This is a genomic window from Actinoplanes couchii (assembly GCF_016862075.1).
GTDB classification, from domain to species: Bacteria; Actinomycetota; Actinomycetes; order Mycobacteriales; family Micromonosporaceae; genus Actinoplanes; species Actinoplanes couchii.
The window spans coordinates 1-22,837 of the sequence record NZ_BOMG01000104.1 but is presented as its reverse complement, the minus strand read 5'-3'; the positions used below and the strand labels follow the sequence as shown (position 1 = coordinate 22,837).

The following is a 22,837-nucleotide window of genomic DNA, read 5'->3' as shown; positions in this document are numbered from 1 at the left end:
TGCGTTCGCACGGTGACATCCAGTCGTACAAATGTCGGGAAAATGTCTAGTTTGACCTTGGACGCCTCGCGGGCGGGACATTCCGCCGGCTGATCGTGCAGACTCTCGTCGATGCCACGTTCCCCTGAGGAAGGAAGCACCTGTGCGGTTACGTACCGTGATTTCGTTGTCGTTGGGTGGGGTTCTCGTCGCCGGTCTCGCCGTCGCCGGGGTCGGTGCGGCGAACGCCGTGGCCAACGGGGAACCGGTGCCCGAGGGTGAGTACCGGTTCTCCACCCGCCTCGTGATGACCGGCATCCCGACCGCCGCCGGCGGCAAACGCAACAGCGGCTGCTCCGGTGCCCTGATCACCGATCAGTGGATCATCACGGCCGGGCACTGTTTCCGGGACGTGAACGGGGTCCGGGTGGACCGGCCGGTCGCCGACTCGACGGTGGCCACCATCGGCAAGGCCGACGTGACGGGTGACGGCGAGGGTGTCGCCCTGGAGGTGGTCGAAGTCCACCAGTCGGCGACCGCCGACGTGGCGATCGCCAGACTGGAATCCCCGGTCGAGGGCATCGAGCCGCTCGCCGTCGCGGACGCCCCGCCGGCCGTCGGCGACGTGCTCCGGCTGACCGGGTACGGCTCGGTGACCAGCACCAACCCGGTGCAGGAGAACCAGCTGCGGACCGGTCAGCTGACCGTCCTGAACGTGCAGCAGAGCATCGTCGGGGTGGAGGGTTTCGCGCCGGCCTCGAACACCACGCCGTGCCCGTTCGACTCGGGCGGCCCGTTCTTCACCGAGCCGCGTTTCGGTGACCCGGAACTGGTGTCGGTGGTCAGCAACGGCCCGTCCTGCCCGCACACGGCGCAGGAGAACAGCGCCCGTGTCGACAACCTGAAGGACTGGATCACCCAGACCGTGACGGCCGGGTAAGGGTGAACAGCAGCACGCCATGACCGGAATCGATCTGCCGGTACCCGAGACCCGGTAGTCCGGCCAGCACCGTCCGGTACTGGGCGCGGGTGTACGACACGTACTCCGGCCGCTCGAAGAGCACCACCCACTCGGGCCGCAGCGCATCGCCGGGATAGCCGGGGAACAGGTAGACCTCGCACCGGGCGGTGAGCTGCGGCGCCAGCCGGTTGCTCGCCGCGACGACCGCGCCGTCCGGGATCCGCTCCAGAATCCGGCGGACCCCGGCCGCGGCCGGATCGGACCGGGCCTGCCAGGTGGCGGGATCGGTCAGCGCCCGGAACGGCAACGTGGCCGTCGACAGCAGCGCGAAGGCGAGACAGAACGCCGGGACGATCCGGCGGAACCGCCCGCTCAGAACCGGCGGCGCGTCCAGCATCGCGACGAAGGCGATCGGCATCAGCACGGCGCTGTAGTGGAAGCCGGTTCCCCAGTAGTTCGGGTTCGCCGCCCAGAACCGCCAGGCCAGGGTGGGCAGGGCGATCAGCAGGATCGGGGACCGGGCCGCGAGCAGGGCGGTCGGTGCCAGGATCATCGCCACCGTCAGCAGTTTGCGGGGGACCTCGGTGAGCAGGGCGCCGCCGGAGGTGTAGGCGTATGCGGCATCGTGGTTGAACGCCGGCACGATCACGCCGACGATGAGCAGCCAGGCCACGACGCCGCCGCCGAGTGTCGCAAGACCGCGGCGGCGCTGACCGCGCAGGATCAGGTAGCCGCCGATCGCCGCGACGGTCAGCGGCAGGTCCTCCTTGACCAGCACCAGCGGCGCCGCCCACGCCACCGCGGCCCGCCACCGCCCCTCGACCAGGCATTCCAGAGCGAAGGCCAGCAGCGGTACGGCGAGACAGATCTCGTGGAAGTCGAACGCGACCGCCTGCTGGACACCCCAGGACAGCCCGTAGGCGGCGCCGACCGCCAGGCCGCCGCGGGTGCCGAACCGCCGGATCGCCAGGCGGGTCACCGGCACCGCGGACACCGCGAACAGGGCGGCCTGCGCGAGCAGCAGGGTGCCCGGGCCGGGAAACAGCCGGTAGAGCGGGGCGAGCACGGCCAGCAGCGGATGGAAGTGGTCGCCGAGCAGGTGGACACCGGGTCCTTTGAGGGGTGACAGCGGCGCGCCCCCGCCGGCGTACCCGCGGATGCCCTGCTCGAAGATGCCGAGGTCGTACCCGGTCGTACGAATCCGCAGGTGTTTCGATACCGAGACCGTCGTATACGCCAGAAAGAGCGCCGCGGCCAGCCACCGGACCGGCCGATCGATTGTTCGCATCGGGCGACCCTGGCCACCGGCACCTGAAGCGACCCTTAAACCTCCTGAAGATCGCTTCAGGTTCGGTACGCCGGTGCCTGGCATCATGTGGCCCGTGCGAATACTGCTGGTCGAGGACGAGCGTGACCTGGCCGCGTCGCTGCGGGCCGGCCTGCAGAGGGAGAGTTACGCGGTCGACGTCGCCCACGACGGGCGGGACGGCTGGACCATGGCCCAGCTGCATCGCTACCACCTGTTCGTCCTCGACCTGATGCTGCCCGGGCTGAACGGCTTCCAGCTGTGCGCCCGCATCCGGGAGGCCGGCCTCACCGCCCCGATCCTGGTGCTCACCGCCAAGGACGGGGAGTACGACGAGGCCGAGGCTCTGGACACCGGCGCCGACGACTACCTGACCAAACCGTTCTCGCACGTCGTGCTGCTGGCCCGGCTCCGGGCGCTGCTGCGGCGCCGGCCGGGGCCCGCCTCCAGCGAACTACGCGTCGGCGACCTGGTGCTCGATCCGGCCCGGCGGCGCTGTCTGCGGGGCAGCACCGAGATCCCGCTGACCGAGAAGCAGTTCGCGGTGCTGGCCACGCTCGCCCGCCGGGCCGGGGAGGTGGTCAGCAAGACCGAGATCATCGACGAGGTCTGGGACATGGCGTTCGACGGCGACATCAACATCATCGAGGTGTACGTGTCGGCTCTGCGCCGCCGCGTCGATCTGCCGTTCCGGCGCCGCAGCATCCAAACGGTCCGTGGTGCCGGGTACCGGCTGGTGGACGTCGATGAGTAGGCGGATCCCGCGGTCCACCCGGGCCCGCACCACCGTGGCGGCGACCGCGGCGGCCGCGATCTGCTTCGGAGCGGGCGCGTTGTGGCTGCGCGACGAGTTGTACGCCAACAGTTTCCAGGCATCGGTCGTGCAGACCGCGTCCCGGGTGAACGACCTCGCCGTCGCGCACGCCTCGGGCAGCGACGAGCGGATGGCCGCCTTCGAGGGCGCCCGGTGGATCGCGGTCGACCTCGGCGACCGGATCCGGGCGACCGACGTCAACCGCCGGGCCACCGACACGAGCGCACCGGTGGTGACACCCGACCCGCTGTTGCAGCAGGTCAACCCGGTCCGGCTGGGGTCCGGCCTCCGCGGCCCGAAGAACGGCATCACCTGGTCGACGGCGACCGTCGACGGCGTGGAGCGGACGTTCGTCGTCGGTTACGTCTGGACCGGCACCGACGGGCGAACCCTGCTGGAGCCACCGGTCGTGGACGGCCCGGACGGCAGCAGGTCGTACGATCCCGCGGTCGAACCGAGCCGGGTCGCCTACTACGTGCTGGTGCCGACGGACGGCGCCGAGGCCGCCACCGGCGCCGTCGACCCGCTCCTCGGGGTGGCGCTGCCCCTGTCGATGGCGCTGATCGCCGGGGTCGCCTGGTTCTCGGTGGGCCGGGCCCTGAAACCGGTCGAGGCGATCAGCGCCGAACTGGCCGCGATCACGTCGGCGAACCTGGACCGGCGGGTACCGGTCCCGGACACCGGCGACGAGATCACCGTCCTGGCCGAGACGACGAACGCCACCCTGGACCGGCTCGAGGACGCCGTCACCAGGCAACGGCGTTTTGTCGCGGACGCCGCCCACGAGCTGCGCACTCCCCTGGCGGCGCTGCGCAACACGGCCGAGGTGGCCCGGGCCGCCACCGCGTCGGCCGACCTCGACGTCGTCCTGTCCTCGGCGCTGCGGCTGCAGGATCTCACCGACGATCTGCTGCTGCTGGCCCGGCTGGACCGGGCCGAGACCCGGCCACCGGCCGCCGTCGACCTGGCCGCGATCGTCGAGGAACAGGTCGCCGAACGGCAGTACCGGCGGACCGCCGGGCCGGAGTTCACCGCCGAGCTCACCGGACCGGCGATGGTCGACGGGGACCGGCGCCAACTGGAACGGCTGCTGCGCAACCTGCTGGACAACGCCGGCCGGCACGCGAACGCCACGGTGACCGTCACCGTGGCGGCGGCCGGCGACCGGGTGACCGTCGAGGTTCTCGACGACGGCGCGGGTATCGCCCCGGAGGACCGGGAACGGATCTTCCAGCCGTTCACCCGCCTCGACGACGCCCGCGCCCGCGACAGCGGCGGCACCGGGCTCGGCCTGGCGATCGCCCGGACCATCACCGCCGCCCACCACGGCAGCCTCGAAGTGGGCGACGCCCCCGGCGGCCGTTTCGTCCTGCACCTGCCGGCCCGTTGATCGTCCCGCCGGCGGGACTTCCGCATCGCCGAGCGCGTCGGCGGCGGCCTCGATCTTCGCGGGCCGCCTACCCTTCCTCCATGATCATCGCCGCTGGCCAGGAATCGGTCACCGTGCTGCCGGAGCTGCGATTCCCGCTCGACGGCCGGTCTGTCACCCGGGGACTGACGACGTGACACACACGGTCGAGTTGCTGCTGGACGACGATCTCGATCGGCACGTACGCGGATGGTGGCGGCGCCTGCGCGACGCCGGCCTGGCCAGCCTCGCAGCACACCCGCATCCGACGAACCGGCCGCACCTGACCGTCGTCACCGCCGCGTCGCTCGCCGGGCTGCGGCCGCTCCCGCTGCCGATCCCGGTGGAGCTGGGGCCGGTGCGGATGCTCGGGCGGGCGCTGGTGCTCGGGGTGACCGCGACGGCCCGTCTGCGGGACCTGCACCACGAGGTCGTTTCGGCGCTGGCGGATCCCGAGCCGTGGCCTCCGCCCCCGCAGTGGGTGCCGCACGTCAGCCTGGCCCTGCGGATGCCCGAGGAGCAGCGGGCCGCCGCACTGGACCTGTTCGCGGGCGAACCGCCGGCACGTGGGCACCTCGTCGCGGCGCGAAGCTACGACTCGCGTACCCGAACAGTCGTTGATCTGGACCCTTCATGCGGTCCGTGAAGCCGGTGGCGGAGGGCGCCGAAGTCGGCGTGGCCGGGATCGACCACGCCGGCTTCAGCGGTCAGGACAGGCCCAGCTCGTTGTCGAGCAGGTCGAAGACGTCGTCGTCGGAGGCCGCGTCGAAGTCGAACGTCTTCTCGGTTGTCGCGTCTGCCGACCGCAGGCCGCTCCACCTGGTGCGGAGCACCTCCAGGCGGCCGGCGATCTGCTCGTGCTGTTGTTCGGAGACGGTGATCTCGGTGAGAAGCCGTTCCATCTTCTCCAGGTCGGCCAGCAGGGCGTCGCCGCCGGACACCGGCGCCGGGGCCACCTGCGCGTGCAGGTGGGTGACCAGCTCGTCCGGGGTCGGGTAGTCGAACAGCAGCGTGGCCGGCAGCCGCACCCCGGTCCGGGCGGTCAGGCGGTTGCGCAGCTCCACCGACGTCAGCGAGTCGAACCCGAGGTCCTGGAACGCCCGGTCCGCGGCGATCCGCTCCGCACCGCTGTGGCCGAGCACCGCGCCCGCCTCGGTCAGCACCAGGTCCAGCAGGATCTCCCGCTGCTCCGGCACCGGCTTGCCGGTGAGGCGGCGGACCAGGTCGGCGCCGCCGTCGCCGGTGGCGGCGGCCCGCTTGACCGGGGTCCGGACCAGGCCGCCGAGCAGCGCGGGAACGTCCCCGCGGGCCCGCAGCGCGGCCGTGTCCAGGCGGACCGGCGCGACCACCGCCGCGCCGGTGGCCAGGGCGGCGTCGAACAGTTCCAGGCCCCGCGTGACGGTGAGCGGCGGCATGCCGCCACGCGCCATCCGGGCGACCTCGTCCTGGCTCAACGTCCCGGTCATCCCGCCGGTGCTCTCCCACGGGCCCCAGGCCAGCGCGGTCGCCGGCAGGCCCTGTGCGGCCCGTTCGGTCGCGAGGGCGTCCAGGAACGCGTTGCCGGCCGCGTAGCTCGCCTGCCCGGGATTGCCGAGCAGGCCCGCCATCGACGAGAACAGCACGAACGCGTCCAGCTCGCGGCCGGCGGTGGCCCGGTGCAGGTTCCACGCCGCGTCCACCTTCGGCCGCAGCACCCCGGACAGGCGCTCGGCGGTCAGCGAACCGATTACCCCGTCGTCGAGGACACCCGCCGAGTGCACGACCGCCCGCAGTTCGGGCAGGCTCGCGACCAGAGCGTCGACCGCTGCCGGATCGGTCACGTCGCAGGCCACCGCCCGGCCGGGCAGCTCGTCCGCGCCCGGAGCGTCCGGGCCACGGCGGCTGACCAGGACCAGGTCGGTGACGCCCTGAGCGGCCAGGTGCCGGGCCACGACCGCGCCCAGGCCACTGGTGCCGCCGGTGATCAGCACGGTTCCCCGCCACTGGATCGGCTCCGGCTCCACCGCGGCGACCCGGGCCAGGCGCGGGGCGTACGAACCCTCGGCGGTCAGGATCAGATGCGGCTCGCCGGTGCCGAACGCCGCGGCGGTGAGGATGCCGCCATCCAGCTCCACCAGCAGGATCCGGCCGGGGTTCTCCGACTGGGCGCTGCGGGCCAGACCACGCACCGCCGCTCCGGCCAGGTCACCGGTCTGGGTGACCAGGGCCAGCCGGGTCGCGGTGAACCGGTCGTCGGCCAGCCACTCCTGCAGCAGTGCCAGGATCCGGGCGGTCTCGGCGTGCACCCCGTCGGGGCTCGCCGTGACCGGAACCGCGATGACGTCGGGCACTCCGGACTCGGCCAGGGCGTTCAGATCGGCGTACGCCTTGGCGTGCAGGTCCGCGAACGGCTCGGCGCCGAGGACGGCCACCGATTCGGTCCCGGCCCCGGATACCGGCGCGACGGCGACCCGTTCCACGGTGTACAGGTCGCGGGTGCTCGTCACGCCCGCCTCCAGCGGCCGGGTGACCAGCGACTCCACCGTGGCGACCGGTGTGCCGGCCGGGTCGGTGACCGCCAGGGTCAGGCTGTCGCCGTCGCGGCGCAACCGGACCCGGACCGTGGACGCTCCCCCGGCGTGCAGGGTGACACCACGCCACGCGAACGGCACCCCGGACGGCCCGTCGCCGCCGGCCACCATGACGGCGTGCAGGCAGGCGTCGAACAGCGCCGGGTGCAGCCCGTACCGGTCCGCGTCGCCGTCGTCGGGCAGGGTCACCTCGGCGAACAGGTCGTCGCCGTCGCGCCGGAGCGTGCGCAGGCCGCGGAAGGCCGGGCCGTAGCCGAAGCCGTTGTCCGCCAGGCTCTCGTACGCGCCGGTCAGGTCGATCTCGTCGCCGGTGACGGTGAACGTCTCCGGCTCGCCCGCCACGCCGAGGACACCGTTCGCGTGTTCGGTCCACACACCGTCCGGGTCGTTCTCCGGCCGGGAGTGCACGGCCACCGGGCGGCGGCCGGTGTCGTCGGCCGCGCCGACGCTGACCCGGGTCTGCAGGGCGCCCCGCTCGGGCAGCGTCATCGGCGCGGCCAGGGTGAGTTCCTCCAGACCGGGAGCGCCGGTCTGCGCACCGGCGTGCAGGGCCAGCTCCACCAGGGCGGTGCCGGGAACCATGACGGTCCCGAACATCTGGTGGTCGGTGACCCAGGGCTGGTCCTGGGCGGACAGCCGGCCGGTGAACAGGTGGCCGTCCGAGGTGAGCAGTTCCAGGGCCGCGCCGAGCAGCGGGTGCCCGGCGTCGGTGAGCCCGGCCCGGCGGACGTCGCCGCCCGGCGCCGACGAGCCCTGCGGCCAGAACCGCTGGTGCTGGAACGCGTAGGTGGGCAGGTCGACCCGGTTTCCGGAACCGACGACGGCGGCCAGGTCCACCGGGACACCGTCGGTCCAGGCCCGGGCGACGGCGGTGAGCAGCGTGGTGACCTCGTCACGGTCGCGGCGCAGGGTCGCGATGCCGTCCCCGGCCATCGCCGACAGCACCCCGTCCGGGCCGACCTCCACGAACCGGTCCGCGCCGGCGGCGGCCAGGCCGTCCGCGAAGCGCACCGTGGCCCGGACGTGCCGCACCCAGTAGCCGGGGTCGGCGAACAGCGAAGACTCGATCCGGCCGGTCACGTTCGACACCAGCGGCAGAACAGGCTCGTGGAACGTCAGTCCCTCGACCACCGTGCGGAACTCGTCGAGCATCGGATCCATCAGCACCGAGTGGAACGCGTGGCTGACGTTCAGCCGCTTGGTGCGCTCGAAACGGCTCGTGATCTTGTCCAGAGCGGAAGCGGGGCCGGACAGCACGACAGCGTCCGGGCCGTTGATCGCCGCGATGTCGACACCCTCCGGGATGTCCTCCTCACGGGCCTGCACCGCGATCATCGCCCCGCCCGACGGCAGGGCCTGCATCAAACGGCCACGAGCGGAGATCAGCGTGCACGCGTCAGCCAGGGAGAGCACGCCGGCCACGTGCGCGGCCGCGATCTCACCTACCGAGTGACCCAGCAGCACGTCCGGGGCGATCCCCCACGATTCCAGGAGCCGGTAGAGGGCGACCTCGACGGCGAAGATCGCCGGCTGGGCGTTACCGGTCGCGTCCAGGTCGTCCCAGTCGATGTCCAGACCGGCCACGACCGCGTCGAACGCGGAGGCGAACACCGGGAAACGCTCGTACAGGCCGCGGCCCATCCCGGCGCGCTGCGAACCCTGACCGGTGAACATGAAGGCGGTCCGGCCGGTCCGGGCGGCGCCCTGGATCAACTGGTCGCCGATCCGGACCGCACGGTGCGGGAACAGCGCCCGGGTGGTGGCCAGCGACCAGGCGACGTCCGCGGGGGCGGCGTCGATCGTGGCGATGCGGGCGAGCTGGTCGCGCAGCGCGTCCTCGGACCTGGCCGAGACCGCCAGGGGGACGAGGTCGCCGGAGGTTTCCACAGCGTGAATCGCGGCGGGCTCGGGCTGCTCCAGGATGATGTGCGCGTTGGTGCCGGAGATACCGAACGAGGACACCCCGGCGCGGCGCTTGGCGGTGGCCGGCCACGGGGTGTTCTCCCGGACCAGCTCGACCGCGCCGGTCTCCCAGTCGACGTGCGATGAGGGCGCGTCGACGTGCAGGGTCTGCGGGACGACGCCGTGCCGCATCGCCATCACCATCTTGATGATCCCGGCGACACCGGCGGCGGCCTGCGTGTGACCGATGTTCGACTTCACCGAGCCCAAGAGCAAAGGCATTTCACGATCGCGGCCGTACGTCGCCAGCAGCGCCTGTGCCTCGATCGGGTCGCCCAGCGTGGTGCCGGTGCCGTGCGCCTCGACCACGTCCACGTCGGAGGTGGCGAGGCCGGCCGAGGCGAGCGCCTGCCGGATGACCCGCTGCTGCGAGGGGCCGTTCGGGGCGGTCAGGCCGTTGGACGCGCCGTCGGAGTTGACCGCGGATCCGCGTACGACAGCAAGGATCTGGTGGTTGTTGCGTTTGGCGTCGGAGAGCCGTTCGAGAACCAGGATGCCGACGCCCTCGCCCCAGCCGACACCGTCCGCCGCGTCGGCGAACGGCTTGCAGCGCCCGTCCGGGGACAGGCCGCCCTGCCGGGAGAACTCCACGAACGTTCCCGGCGTCGACATCACCGTCACACCACCGGCCAGCGCCAGGTCACACTCCCCGGACCGCAGCGCCTGCGCCCCGAGGTGCAGTGCGACCAGCGACGACGAGCAGGCCGTGTCGACGGTGAGTGTCGGGCCCTCGAAACCGAACGTGTAGGACACCCGGCCGGAGGCGATGCTGGGCGCGCTGCCGCTGCCCTGGTGGCCCTCGTGTCTACCACCGCCGAGCAGGTTGGCGTAGTCATTGTACATGACACCGGCGAACACACCGGTCCGGGAGCCGCGCAGCGAGTGCGGGTCGATCCCGGTCCGTTCCAGGGCCTCCCAGGTGGACTCCAGCAGCAGGCGCTGCTGGGAGTCGGTGGCCAGGGCCTCCCGGGGGCTCATCCCGAAGAACTCCGGGTCGAAGCCGGCCGCGTCGCGCAGGAAACCACCCCACTTGGTGTACGAGGTACCCGGCTCGTCGCGGTCGGTGCTGTACAGGCTGTCCACGTCCCAGCCACGGTCGGCCGGGAACTCGCCGACCGCGTCCACACCGTCACGGACCAGCTCCCACAGGCCCTCGGGTGAGGTGATGCCGCCGGAGAACCGGCAGGACATGCCGACGATGACGATCGGGTCGTCGGCGACCGGCGGCAGCGCCCGCACCGGGGCGACCGCTTCAGCGACCGTGCCGAGCAGTTCGTCGCGCAGGAACGCGGCGAGCGCCGTGGCGTTCGGGTAGTCGAACACCAGGGTGGCGGGCAGGCGCAGGCCGGTGGCGGCGCCGAGCCGGTTGCGCAGTTCGACAGCGGTGAGCGAGTCGAAGCCGAGGTCCTTCAGGGCCCGGCCAGGTTCGATGCCGGCGGTGCCGTCGTGGCCGAGCACCCGGGCGATCTGGCCGCGGACCACGTCGAGCAGGGCCGTGGTGCGCTCGTCCGGTCCCAGCGCGGCGAGGCGCTGGATCAGGTCGGCGCTGCCGGCCGCGGCAGCCCGGCGGGACGGCCCGCGGACCAGGCCGCGCAGCAGCGGCGGAACCTCACCGCGGGCCCGCAGCGCGGCGGTGTCCAGCTTGACCGCGACCACCGTCGCGGCGTCGGCCACCACTGCCGCGTCGAACAGGGCCAGGCCCTGCTGCTCGGTCAGCGGGGGCAGGCCGGCCCGGGTCATCCGGGCCACGTCGTCGTCGGTGAGCCCGGCGGTCATGCCGTCCCCGCCGACCCACGGTCCCCACGCCACCGAGGTGGCCGGGAGACCGGCGGCGCGGCGCTGTTCGGCGAGGGCATCCAGGTAGGCGTTACCGGCCGCGTAGGCGGCCTGTCCCGCGTTGCCGAACAGGCCCGCCACCGAGGAGAACAGCACAAACGCGGCGAGGTCCCGGTCGCGGACGGCCTCGTGCAGGTTCCGGGCCGCGTCGATCTTCGGCCGCAGGACGGCCTCGGCGCGTTCCGGGGTGAGCGACTCGATGACGCCGTCGTCCAAGACTCCGGCCGCGTGCACGACCGCGACCAGGTCCGGCAGTCCGGCGACGAGCGCCTGTACCGCATCCGGATCGGTGACGTCGCATGCCACCGCGCGGCCGGGCAGTTCGTCGGCGCCCGGAGCGTCCGGGCCCCGGCGGCTGACCAGGACCAGGTCGGTGACGCCCTGGGTGGCCAGGTGCCGGGCGATGATCGCGCCCAGGCCGCCGGTGCCGCCGGTGATCAGTACGGTGCCCTGCCAGGGCTCCGCGCCGGTGCTGGCGGTGAGCCGGGCCAGGCGCGGTGCGGTGGCGGCGCCGTCGTGCAGGGCGATCCGCGGCTCGTCGGTGGCCAGGGCGCCCGGTGGGACGTCGCCGTCGGTCTCGATCAGGCCGAAGCGGCCCGGGTGTTCGGACTGGGCGGAGCGGATCAGTCCGGAGACGGCCGCGCCGGCCGGGTCGCCGGGGCTGGTCACGATGACCATGCGGCGACCGTCGTCCTCAGCGGCCAGGAACTCCTGTACCTGGCCGAGGGCGTGCACAACAGCGGCACGCGGCTCGGTACCGGCGTCGACCACCAGCACCGTGGCGTCGGCTGTGGTGTCCGGCAGGCGAACCGGCACCCAGTCGAGGCGGTACAGCGGGTCGGCGGTGACCGCCTGCGGAGCACGGACGCGCAGCGACTCGGCCGAGGCGACCGGGGCGCCGGACGGGTCGGTCATCACGATGGTGAAGCCCTCGCCGTCGCGGGTCAGCCGCACCCGGAGCGTGGACGCGCCGGTGGCGTGCAGGGTGACGCCGTGCCAGGCGAACGGGATGCCCGCCGGGCCGGTCGCGCTGTCGAGCATCAGGGCGTGCAGGGCGGCGTCGAACAGCGCCGGGTGCAGGCCGAAACCGGCCGGGTCGGCGTCGTCCGGGAGGGTGACCTCGGCGTAGACGTGCTCGCCGTCGCGCCAGGCGGCGCGCAGTCCGCGGAAGGCCGGGCCGTAGACGAAGCCGCCGTCGGCGAGCCGGTCGTGGACACCGTCCACGCTCACCGGTTCCGCACCGGGCGGGGGCCAGGCCGCAGCGCCGAGGTTGTCGGTCCGGGCCGGGCCGGCGTTCTCGCTCCGGGCCGGGTCGAGGGTGAGCGGTGTGCCGGCCGCGCCGAGCAGGCCGGTGGCGTGTTCGGTCCAGGTGGCGTCGGGGTCGCCGTCCGGGCGGGAGTGCACGGTCACCGCGCGGCGGCCGGTGGGGTCCGGGGCGCCGGCCCACACCTGCACCTGCACGGCCCCGCGCTCCGGCAGGACCAGCGGCGCGGCGAGGGTCAACTCGTCCAGGCCGGGGGTGCCCGCCTCGGCGCCGGCGTGCAGGGCCAGTTCGACCAGGGCGGTGCCGGGCAGCAGCACACTGCCGTGCATCTCGTGGTCGGCGAGCCAGGGCTGGGCCGCGGTGGAGAGCCGGCCGGTGAACAGCAGGGCGTCCGAGCCGGGCAGGGTGGCCGCGCCGCTGAGCAGCGGGTGACCGGCGGCGTCCAGGCCGGGCGCGGTGCCGCCGAGGGTCATCTCGGCGGGCCAGAACCGCTGGTGCTGGAACGGGTAGGTGGGCAGGTCGGCCCGGTGTCCGGAACCGATCACCGCGGACCAGTCCACGTGCCGTCCCCGGGTGAAGATCGTGCCGACGGCGGTGAGCAGGGCGGTGGCCTCGTCACGATCGCGGCGCAGCGTCGCGACGCCATCGGCCATCGCGGACAGCACCGCGTCCGGGCCCACTTCCAGGAGGTCGGCCGGACCGGCCGCGGCGATCGCGTCGGCGAACCGGACCGTCTCCCGGACGTGCCGCACCCAGTACTCCGGGTCGGTGAACAACTCCGTCTCGATCTGTCCGGTCACACCGGAGACCAGCGGCAGCGTGGGCTGGTGGAGGGTCAGCCCGGCCACCACCGCCCGGAAGTCGCCGAGCATCGGATCCATCAACGCGGAGTGGAACGCGTGGCTGACGTTGAGGCGCTTGGTGCGCTCGAAGCGGCTCGCGACCTCCTCGACCGCCTCGGACGAGCCGGACAGCACCACGGCGTCCGGGCCGTTGACGGCCGCGATGTCGACACCGTCCGGGATGTCGTACTCCCGGGCCTGGACCGCGATCATCGCGCCGCCGGACGGCAGCGCCTGCATCAGGCGGCCACGCGCCGAGATCAGCGTGCACGCGTCGTCGAGGGAGAGGACACCGGCGACGTGGGCTGCCGCGATCTCGCCGACCGAGTGGCCGAGCAGGACGTCGGGGGTGATCCCCCACGATTCGAGAAGCCGGTACAGCGCGACCTCGACGGCGAAGATCGCCGGCTGGGCGTTGCCGGTGGCGTCCAGGTCGTCCCAGTCGATGTCCAGGCCGGCCACGACCGCGTCGAACGCGGACGCGAAGACCGGGAAGCGCTCGTACAGGCCGCGGCCCATGTCGGTGCGCTGGGAACCCTGGCCGGTGAACATCACCGCGAGGCGGCCGTCGGTGGCCACGGTGGGCTCGATCGCCCGCAGGGCCGCGTTGATCTCGTCGCGGGTGGTGCCGACGACCACGGCGCGATGGTCCAGGGCGGCGCGGGCGGTCAGGGCCCGGGCCACGCCGGCCGGGTGCGCGTCCACCGTGGTCAGCCGGTCGGCCTGCTCGCGCAGCGCCTCCGGGGACCGGGCGGACAGCACCCACGGGACCACCGTGCCGGCCGGTTCCGGTGCGGCGGCGGGCGCCGGGACGGACTCGATGATGACGTGCGCGTTGGTGCCGGAGATGCCGAACGAGGAGATGCCGGCGCGGCGGGGCCGGTCGTCGCGCTGCCACGGCCGGGCCTCGGTGAGCAGTTCGACAGCGCCGGTGGTCCAGTCCACCTGCGACGACGGCTCGTCGATGTGCAGGCTCGCCGGGAGCAACTCCCGGCGCATCGCCATCACCATCTTGATGATGCCGGCGACACCGGCGGCGGCCTGGGTGTGGCCGATGTTCGACTTCACCGAACCCAGGTAGAGCGGTTCGGAACGGTCCTGGCCGTACGTCGCGAGCAGGGCCTGTGCCTCGATCGGGTCGCCGAGGGTGGTGCCGGTGCCGTGCGCCTCCACCGCGTCCACGTCAGCCGTGGCGAGTCCCGCGGTGGCCAGGGCGTGCCTGATCACCCGGCGCTGGGAGGGGCCGTTCGGGGCGGTCAGGCCGTTGGACGCGCCGTCCTGGTTGACGGCGCTGCCGCGTACGACGGCAAGGATCTCGTGGCCGTTGGCCTGTGCGTCGGAGAGCCGTTCCAGAACCAGGAAGCCCGCTCCCTCGGCGAATCCGGTGCCGTCCGCGGCGGTGGCGAACGACTTGCACCGGCCGTCCGGAGACAGGCCGCCCTGGCGCCCGAACTCCACGAACACGCCGGGTGTGGACAGCACCGTGACACCACCGGTGATCGCCAGGGTGCAGTCGTCCTGGCGCAGCGCCTGCACCGCCAGGTGCAGCGAGACCAGCGACGACGAGCAGGCGGTGTCCACCGCGACCGAGGGCCCTTCCAGGCCGAGGCTGTAGGACACCCGGCCGGGCACCACACTGCCGTTGCCGTCGGCGCCCGGGTAGTCGTGGTACATCACGCCGGCGAAGACGCCGGTGCGGCTGCCGCGCAGCGAGGTCGGGTCGATCCCGGCGCGCTCCAGGGCCTCCCAGGTGAGTTCCAGGGTGAGCCGCTGCTGCGGGTCCATGCCGAGCGCCTCACGCGGCGAGATGCCGAAGAACGCCGGGTCGAAACCCGCGACGTCGTCCAGGAAACCGCCGGTGCTGGCGTACACACCGCCGTCGGGGGTGCGCAGCGGGCCGAGGTCCCAGCCGCGGTCGGCAGGGAACTCGGCGACCGCGTCGACCCCGCCGGTGACCAGCCGCCACAGGTCCTCGGGCGAGGCGACACCGCCCGGGTAGCGGCAGGACATGCCGACGATCGCGATGGGTTCGGCCGGGTCCGCGCGGCGTACCACGGTGGTCTCGGCGTCCCGCTGCCCCTCGGGGGTCAGCTCGGCGTCGATGAACCGGGCCACCGCCTCGGCGTTCGGCTCGTCGAAGACCAGGGTGGCCGGCAGGCGCAGCCCGGTCGCGGTGTTCAGCTGGTTGCGCAGCTCGGTGGCCGCCAGGGAGTCGAAGCCCAGCTCCTGGAAGGCCCGGCCGGGCGCGATGGCGTCGGCCGAGTCGTGGCCGAGCACGGCCGCGACCCGGGTGCGGACGATCCGCAGAAGGGCGCGGTGCCGTTCGGCCGCATCGAGGCCGGCGAGTTCGCCGGCCAGTCCCGTCACCGGTGCGGAGGCAACGGCGACGGCCGCGGCGGTACGGCGGACGGCCGGGACGAGGTCCCTCAGCAGGGCCGGGATCTCGTCGGTGCGGGCCCGCAGGGCGGCCGTGTCGACGCGGATCGGCGCGACGGCGGGACGCCCGGACCGCAGCCCGGCGGTGAACAGGGCCAGGCCCTGGTCGCCGGTCAGCGGCGGGATGCCGAGCCCGGTCATCCGCCGCCGGTTGGCGTCACCGAGCAGCGCGCCCAGGCCACCGTCGACCTCCCACAGCGCGTACGCCATGGCGGTGGCCGGGCGGCCGTGGCCGTGCCGCAGTTCGGCGAGCGCGTCCAGGAACACGTTGGCGGCGGCGTAGTTGCCCTGCCCGCCGGTCAGCACGGTGCCACCGGCCGACGAGAACATGACGAACGCGGCCAGGTCCATGTCGGCGGTCAGCTCGTGCAGGTACCAGGCGGCGTCGGCCTTCGGGGCCAGCACCGCGTCGATCCGCTCCGGGGTGAGCGCGGTGACCAGGCCGTTGTCGCCGATACCGGCGGCGTGCACGACACCGGTCAGGTTCTCCCCCGCCAGCAGAGTGGCGAGCGCCGACCGGTCGGCGACGTCGCAGGCGACCACCCGGACCTGAGCGCCGGCTTCGGTCAGTTCGGCGGCCAGCTCTGCCGCGCCGGGCGCGTCCGGGCCGCTGCGGCTGACCAGCAGCAGGTGGCGGACGTTCAGGTCGGTGACCAGGTGACGGGCCACCACAGCGCCGATGCCGCCGGTGCCGCCGGTGATCAGGACCGGTCGGTCCGGGTCGAACTCGGGCAGTGCCGTGTCCGTCGCGACGGTGGTCAGGCGGGGCACCAGAATCCGGCCGTCGCGGACGGCGAACTCGGGCTCGTCCACGGTCTCCACGGCGACGCTGCCGTCGGAGTCGGCGAGGACGATCCGGCCGGGGTTCTCCGCCTGCGCGGCACGCACCAGACCCCACACCGCGGTCTGTGCCACGTCCGGGGTCTCGGTCGCCACCGCGCCGTGGGTCAGCACCACCAGGCGTTCGGTGGTGTCGGAGGCCAGGTGGTCCTGGAGACGAGCCAGAACCTGATGGGTCAGCGCCCGCGTCGCGGACGGGACATCGCCCTGCGGGGTCCGCACCTCGTGGACGATCGAGGGGATCGGGTCGCCGGTGGCGGCGGCGCGCCAGGTGACGGCGTACAGCGGGTGGGCGGCGGTGAGCTGGTCGGCGGCGACCGGGCGGCCGACCATCGACGCCGCGGTCAGCACCGGCTGTCCGGCCGGGTCGGCCAGGTCCAGGGCCATGCCGCCGTTGGCGGCGCGGCGCACCCGGATCCGCAGCGCGGCGGCGCCGGCCGCGTGCAGGGTGACGTCGTTCCAGGCGAACGGGATGGACGTGGGGGCGTCCGGATCGCCGACCAGGCCGGGCAGGGTGGCGTGCATGGTGGCGTCGAGCAGCGCCGGGTGGATGCCGTAGCGGGCCGCGTCGGCGGCGACCGTCTCCGGCAGGGCCACCTCGGCGTAGATGTCGTCGCCGGCGCGCCAGGCCGCGGTCAGGCCCCGGAACGACGGGCCGTAGGCGTAGCCGTGCTCGGCGAACACGGTGTACGCGTCGTCCACCGGGATCGTCTGCGCTCCGGCCGGCGGCCACTCGTCGAGAGTGACCCCGCTGGTGGGTGCGGTGGTGGCGAGGAAACCGGAGGCGTGCCGCAGCCAGACACCGTCCCGGCGGGTGTGCACCGCGACCGTGCGGCGGCCGTCCTCGTCCGGTCCGACGGTGACCTGCAGCGGCCACGCGCCGGTGGCGGGCAGGGTCAGCGGCGCGCCGAGGGTCAGCTCCTCCAGGTGCGGGGTGCCGCTCTCGGCCCCGGCGTGCAGGGCCAGCTCGACCAGCGCGGATCCGGGGACCAGGGTGGAACCGAGCACGGCATGGTCGGCGAGCCACGGCTGGGCGTCCAGGGACAGCCGGCCGGTGAACAGGCGGCCACCGGTGCCGGGCAGGTCGGCGGCGGCGCCGAGCAGCGGGTGGTCCTCGGCGCCGAGGCCGAGCGCCGCCGGGTCGGTGCCGCCGGTGGTGGCGTCGACCCAGAACCGCTTGCGCTGGAACGGGTAGGTGGGCAGGTCGATCCGGGCGCCGCGGACGATAGCGGTCCAGTCGACGTGCTGCCCGGTGGACCAGATCCGGCCCACCGCGGTGAGCAGCGTGGTGGCCTCGTCCCGGTCCCGGCGCAGCACCGGGACGCCCTCGGTCATCGCGGACAGCACCGCGTCCGGGCCGATCTCCAGGAGCCGGCCGGCGTTCGCGGCGGCCACCCCGTCGGCGAAGCGGACCGTCTCGCGAACGTGCCGCACCCAGTAGTCAGGGTCGGTGAACAGTTCCGACTCGACCTGTCCGGTCACGTTGGAGACCAGCGCGATCGTGGGCTCGTGGAACGTCAGTCCTTCGACGACCGCGCGGAACTCGTCGAGCATCGGGTCCATCAGGACCGAGTGGAAGGCGTGGCTGACGTTGAGGCGTTTGGTCCGCTCGAAACGGCTCGCCGCCTCTTCGACCACGGCAGCGTCGCCGGAGATCACCACGGAGTCCGGGCCGTTCACGGCCGCGATGTCGACACCCTCGGGGATGTCCTCCTCGCGAGCCTGCACCGCGATCATCGCCCCACCCGACGGCAGCGCCTGCATCAGACGGCCACGGGCCGAGATGAGCGTGCAGGCGTCTTCCAGGGAGAGGACACCGGCGACGTGCGCAGCCGCGATCTCGCCGACCGAGTGACCCAGCAGCACGTCCGGGGTGATCCCCCACGACTCCAGGAGCCGGTAGAGGGCGACCTCGACGGCGAAGATCGCCGGCTGGGCATTACCCGTGGCGTCCAGGTCGTCCCAGTCGATGTCCAGACCGGCCACGACCGCGTCGAACGCGGACGCGAACACCGGGAAACGCTCGTACAGGCCGCGGCCCATGTCGGTGCGCTGGGAACCCTGGCCGGTGAACATCATGGCCAGCAGGCCGTCGACCGGGGTGCCGGCCTCGACCGTGCGGAGTGCGGCCCGCATTTCGTCGCGGGTGGTGCCGACGACCACGGCCCGGTGGTCCAGTGCGGACCGGCCGGCCAGGGTGGCCCCGATGTCCGCCGGTTCCGCGTCGATCGCGGCGATCCGGGACACCTGCTCGCGCAGCGCCTCCGGGGAGCGGGCCGACAGCACCCACGGCAGGACGCCGCCGGTGCGGATCGGCTCGACCGGTGCCGCGACGGGCGGCTGCTCCAGGACGACGTGCGCGTTGGTGCCGGAGATGCCGAACGCCGACACCGCCGCCCGGCGCGGGCCGGTGCCGCTGTCCCACGGGCGGGACTCGGTGAGCAGTTCGACGGCGCCCTCGGTCCAGTCGACGTGCCCGGACGGGACGTCGGCGTGCAGGGTGCGGGGCATCTCGCCGTGCCGCATGGCCTGCACCATCTTGATCACGCCCGCCACACCGGCGGCCGCCTGGGTGTGGCCGATGTTCGACTTCACCGTGCCCAGCCGCAGCGGCTCGGAGCGGTTCTGGCCGTACGTCGCGAGCAGCGCCTGCGCCTCGATCGGGTCGCCGAGGGTGGTGCCGGTGCCGTGCGCCTCGACCACGTCGATCTGCTCGGGCGTGAGGCCCGCGTCGGCCAGGGCGGCCCGGATCACCCGCTGCTGGGAGGGGCCGTTCGGGGCGGTCATGCCGTTGGACGCGCCGTCCTGGTTGACCGCGGAACCGCGTACGACGGCAAGGATCTGGTGGCCGTTGGCCTGTGCGTCGGAGAGCCGCTCGACCAGCAGCACACCGACACCCTCGGACCAGCCGACACCGTCCGCGGAGTCGGCGAACGCCTTGCAGCGGCCGTCGGCGGAGAGACCGCGCTGGCGGGAGAACTCGATGAACATGCCCGGGGTCGCCATCACCGTGGCGCCACCGGCCAGGGCCAGGTCACATTCCCCGGACCGCAGCGCCTGTACGGCGAGGTGCAGCGCGACCAGCGACGACGAGCAGGCCGTGTCGACGGTGACCGCCGGGCCCTCGAAACCGAACGTGTACGACACCCGGCCGGAGACGACGCTGCCGCCGCTGGTGCCGGACGGGGACACGTTCAGTGCGTAGTCGTGGTACATCACCCCGGCGAACACGCCGGTGGCACTGCCCTTGAGGGTCGCCGGGTCGATGCCGGCGCTCTCCATCGCCTCCCACGAGGACTCCAGGAGCAGACGCTGCTGCGGGTCCATGTAGGTGGCCTCGCGCGGTGAGATGCCGAAGAAGGCGGGGTCGAAGTCACCGGCGTCGTACAGGAAGCTGCCCTTGCGGGTGTAGCTCCTGCCGTCCTTGCCGGGCTCCGGGTCGTACAGGCCGTCGATGTCCCAGCCGCGGTCGGTGGGCAGGTCGGAGACCGTGTCGACACCGTCGCGGACCAGACGCCACAGCGACTCCGGGTCGGTGACGCCGCCGGGGTACCGGCAGGCCATGCCGACGATGGCGATCGGCTCCTCGTGCCGGGACCGGCCGGCCGCGCGGGCCACCGGCGCGACCGGAGCGGCGGCGGGGGCCAGACGGCTCATGATCTCGTCGGTGACCGCGCGGGCGTTCGGGTGGTCGAAGACCAGGGTGGCCGGCAGGCGCAGCCCGGTCGCGGTGTTGAGCTGGTTGCGCAGCTCGGTGGCCGCGAGGGAGTCGAAGCCCAGCTCCTGGAAGGCGCGGTCGGGGGCGATCGCGTCCGCCGAGCCGTGCCCGAGGACCGCGGCGACCCGCTCCCGGACCAGGGTGAGGATCTGCCGGTGCTCGGCGGCGGCCGCCGGCATCGGCGTCACCGTGGCCGCGGCGGCCCGGCGGATCCGCGGGGCGAGGCCGCGGAGCAGGGCCGGGACCTCGTCGGTACGGGCCCGCAGCGCGGCCGTGTCGAGCCGGACGGCCGCGACGGTCGCCTCGGTGGCGCGCAGTGCGGTGTCGAACAGGGCGAGGCCCTCGGCGCGGGTGAGCACCGGCACGCCCTGGGTGGCCATCCGGCGCCGGTCCACGTCGGCGAGGTGCTGTCCGAGTCCGGCGTCCATGTCCCACAGACCGAACGCCATCGCGGTGGCCGGGCGGCCCTGGCCGTGCCGCAGCTCGGCGAGTCCGTCCAGGAACACGTTGGCGACGGCGTAGTTGCCCTGCCCGGCGGTGAGGACCAGCCCGCCGACCGAGGAGAGCAGCACGAACGCGGCCAGGTCCATGTCGGCGGTCAGTTCGTGCAGGTGCCAGGCGGCGTCGGCCTTCGGGGCCAGCACCGCGTCGATGCGTTCCGGGGTCAGCGCGGTGACCAGGCCGTTGTCGCCGATACCGGCGGCATGCACGACACCCGTCAGGTTCTCCCCCGCCAGCAGACCCGCGAGCGCCGACCGGTCGGCGACGTCACAGGCGACCACCCGGACCTCGGCACCGGCCTCGGTCAGCTCGGCGGTCAGGTCTGCCGCGCCAGGCGCGTCCGGACCGCGGCGGCTGACCAGCAGCAGGTTGCGGACGCCGTGGTCGGTGACCAGCCGGCGGGCGAGGTCGGCGCCGATGCCGCCGGTGCCGCCGGTGATCAGGACCGGTCGGTCCGGGTCGAATTCGGGCGCGTCGGCGGTGGGTTCGGTGCGGATCAGGCGCGGGACCAGTACCTGGCCGTCGCGGACGGCGAACTCGGGTTCGTCCACGGTCTGCACCGGGACGCTGCCGTCGGAGTCAGCGAGGACGATCCGGCCGGGGTTCTCCGCCTGCGCGGCACGCACCAGACCCCACACCGCGGTCTGCGCCACATCGGGAAGCTCCGTCGCCACCGCGCCGGAGGTCACCACCACCAGCCGCTCGGCGGTGTCCGAGGCCAGGTGCTCCTGGAGGCGCGCCAGAACCTGGTGGGTGAGCGCCTGCGTCGCGGACGGGACGTCGCCCTCCGGGGTCGCCGTCGCGAACACGACCGACGGGACGGGCTCGGACCGGGCCGTCGTGGTGCGCCACTCGATCGTGTGGATCGGGGTGTCGGCGGTGAGGTTCTCGGCGGTGACCGGGCGGCCGGTCATCGAGCGGACCGACAGCACCGCCCGGCCGGCCAGGTCGGCGACCTCGATGCCGGTGGCGTCGTCGGCCGGGCGGCTGAGCCGGACCCGGACCGTGGACGCGCCGGCCGTGTGCAGGGTGACGTCGTTCCACGCGAACGGGATCATCGTCTGCCGTTCGCCGCTGCCCAGGATGACCGCGTGCAGGCAGGCGTCGAGCAGGGCCGGGTGGATGCCGAACCGGGCGGCGTCGTCCCGGGCCGGTTCCGGCAGGGTCACCTCGGCGTAGATGTCGTCGCCGTCGCGCCAGGCGGCGGTCAGGCCCTGGAAGGCGGGGCCGTAGGTGAAGCCCAGCTGGTGGAAGGTGTCGTACGCGCCGTCGACCGGAACCGGCTGCGCGCCGGGCGGTGGCCACGCGGTCAGGTCGGCGGGCGCGGGCGGGGCGGCGACGGTGAGGAAGCCCTCGGCGTGCCGGGTCCACCTGTCGTCGGCGCCGGAGTGGACGGTGACCGTACGCCGGCCGTCCACGTCGGGGCCGACGGTGACCTGGACCGGCACCGCGGCGCCGGCGGTCAGCACCAGCGGGGCGGCCAGGGTCAGCTCCTCCAGGGCGGCGGCGCCCGCCTCGGCGCCGGCGCACAGCGCCAGCTCGACCAGGGCGGTGCCGGGGACCAGCACCGCGCCGTGCACGGTGTGGTCGGCCAGCCACGGCTGGGCGGTGGCGGACAGGCGGCCGGTGAGGATCAGGCCGCCGTCGTCGGGCCGGTGCAGGGCGGCGCCGAGCAGCGGGTGGGCGACACCGGTGAGACCGGCGGCGCCGACGTCCCCGGCGGACGCTCCGGACGTGGCGGGCGCTCCGGACGGGGTAGGCCAGAAACGCTGCCGCTGGAACGGGTAGGTGGGCAGGTCGATCCGGTTGCCGGCGCCGATCACCGCCGGCCAGTCGACGGGCTGGCCCTGGATGAAGACCGTGCCGACGGCCGCGAGCAGGGTGGCCACCTCGTCCCGGTCGCGGCGCAGCGCCGGGACACCCTCGGCCATCGCGGACAGCACCGCGTCGGGGCCGATCTCCAGGAGCCGGTCGGCGTTCGCCGCCGCGACTCCGTCGGCGAACCGGACCGTCTCCCGGACGTGCCGGACCCAGTAGCCGGGGTCGGTGAACAGCTCCGACTCGATCCGGCCGGTCACGTTCGACACCAGCGGCATCGTGGGCCGGTGGAACGTCAAGCCGTCGAGCACGGCGCGGAAGTCGTCGAGCATCGGGTCCATCAGGACCGAGTGGAAGGCGTGGCTGACGTTCAGCTGCTTGGTGCGCTCGAACCGGCGCGCAACCTTCTTGATCGCGGCGGCCCTACCGGACAGGACTACGGCGTCCGGGCCGTTCACCGCGGCGATGTCGACACCCTGGGGGACGTCCTCCTCGCGGGCCTGCACGGCGATCATCGCGCCACCGGACGGCAGGGCCTGCATCAGGCGGCCCCGGGCCGAGATGAGCGTGCAGGCGTCCTCG

General features: G+C 73.6%; 6 protein-coding genes. 4 read left to right on the top strand and 2 right to left on the bottom strand.

Annotated elements, in window-relative coordinates; translation table 11 throughout:
• The first annotated feature begins 157 nt into the window (after positions 1 to 157).
• The gene (locus Aco03nite_RS42110) at positions 158 to 919 is read left to right on the top strand and encodes a S1 family peptidase (protein WP_239145890.1); all 762 of its coding nucleotides are present in this window, start codon (positions 158 to 160) and stop codon (positions 917 to 919) included.
• Here Aco03nite_RS42110 and Aco03nite_RS42105 read toward each other — a convergent pair.
• Complete coding sequence (locus Aco03nite_RS42105; protein WP_203806766.1) at positions 894 to 2,228, bottom strand: DUF2079 domain-containing protein; 1,335 nt, start codon at positions 2,226 to 2,228, stop codon at positions 894 to 896. The genes Aco03nite_RS42110 and Aco03nite_RS42105 overlap by 26 nt on opposite strands.
• A gap of 94 nt (positions 2,229 to 2,322) precedes the next feature.
• On the opposite strand from Aco03nite_RS42105, the gene Aco03nite_RS42100 reads away from it, so the two are divergent.
• The 3 genes from Aco03nite_RS42100 to Aco03nite_RS42090 all read left to right on the top strand — a co-directional run bounded on the left by Aco03nite_RS42100 (position 2,323) and on the right by Aco03nite_RS42090 (position 5,114).
• Positions 2,323 to 3,000, top strand: a complete 678-nt coding sequence (locus tag Aco03nite_RS42100; protein WP_203806764.1) for a response regulator — start codon at positions 2,323 to 2,325, stop codon at positions 2,998 to 3,000.
• Positions 2,993 to 4,450 carry a sensor histidine kinase gene (locus Aco03nite_RS42095; RefSeq protein WP_203806762.1) on the top strand — a complete coding sequence of 486 codons (1,458 nt, stop codon included), beginning with the start codon at positions 2,993 to 2,995 and terminating at the stop codon, positions 4,448 to 4,450. Before Aco03nite_RS42100 ends, Aco03nite_RS42095 begins: the two co-directional genes overlap by 8 nt.
• Positions 4,451 to 4,622: 172 nt before the next feature.
• Positions 4,623 to 5,114 (top strand): 2'-5' RNA ligase family protein, encoded by a 492-nt coding sequence (locus tag Aco03nite_RS42090; protein WP_203806760.1) that lies wholly within the window; start codon positions 4,623 to 4,625, stop codon positions 5,112 to 5,114.
• 61 nt (positions 5,115 to 5,175) lie between these two features.
• Here the strand turns inward: Aco03nite_RS42090 and Aco03nite_RS42085 are convergent.
• On the bottom strand, positions 5,176 to 22,837 hold a 17,662-nt coding region (locus Aco03nite_RS42085; RefSeq protein WP_203806758.1), incomplete at its 5' end, for a type I polyketide synthase.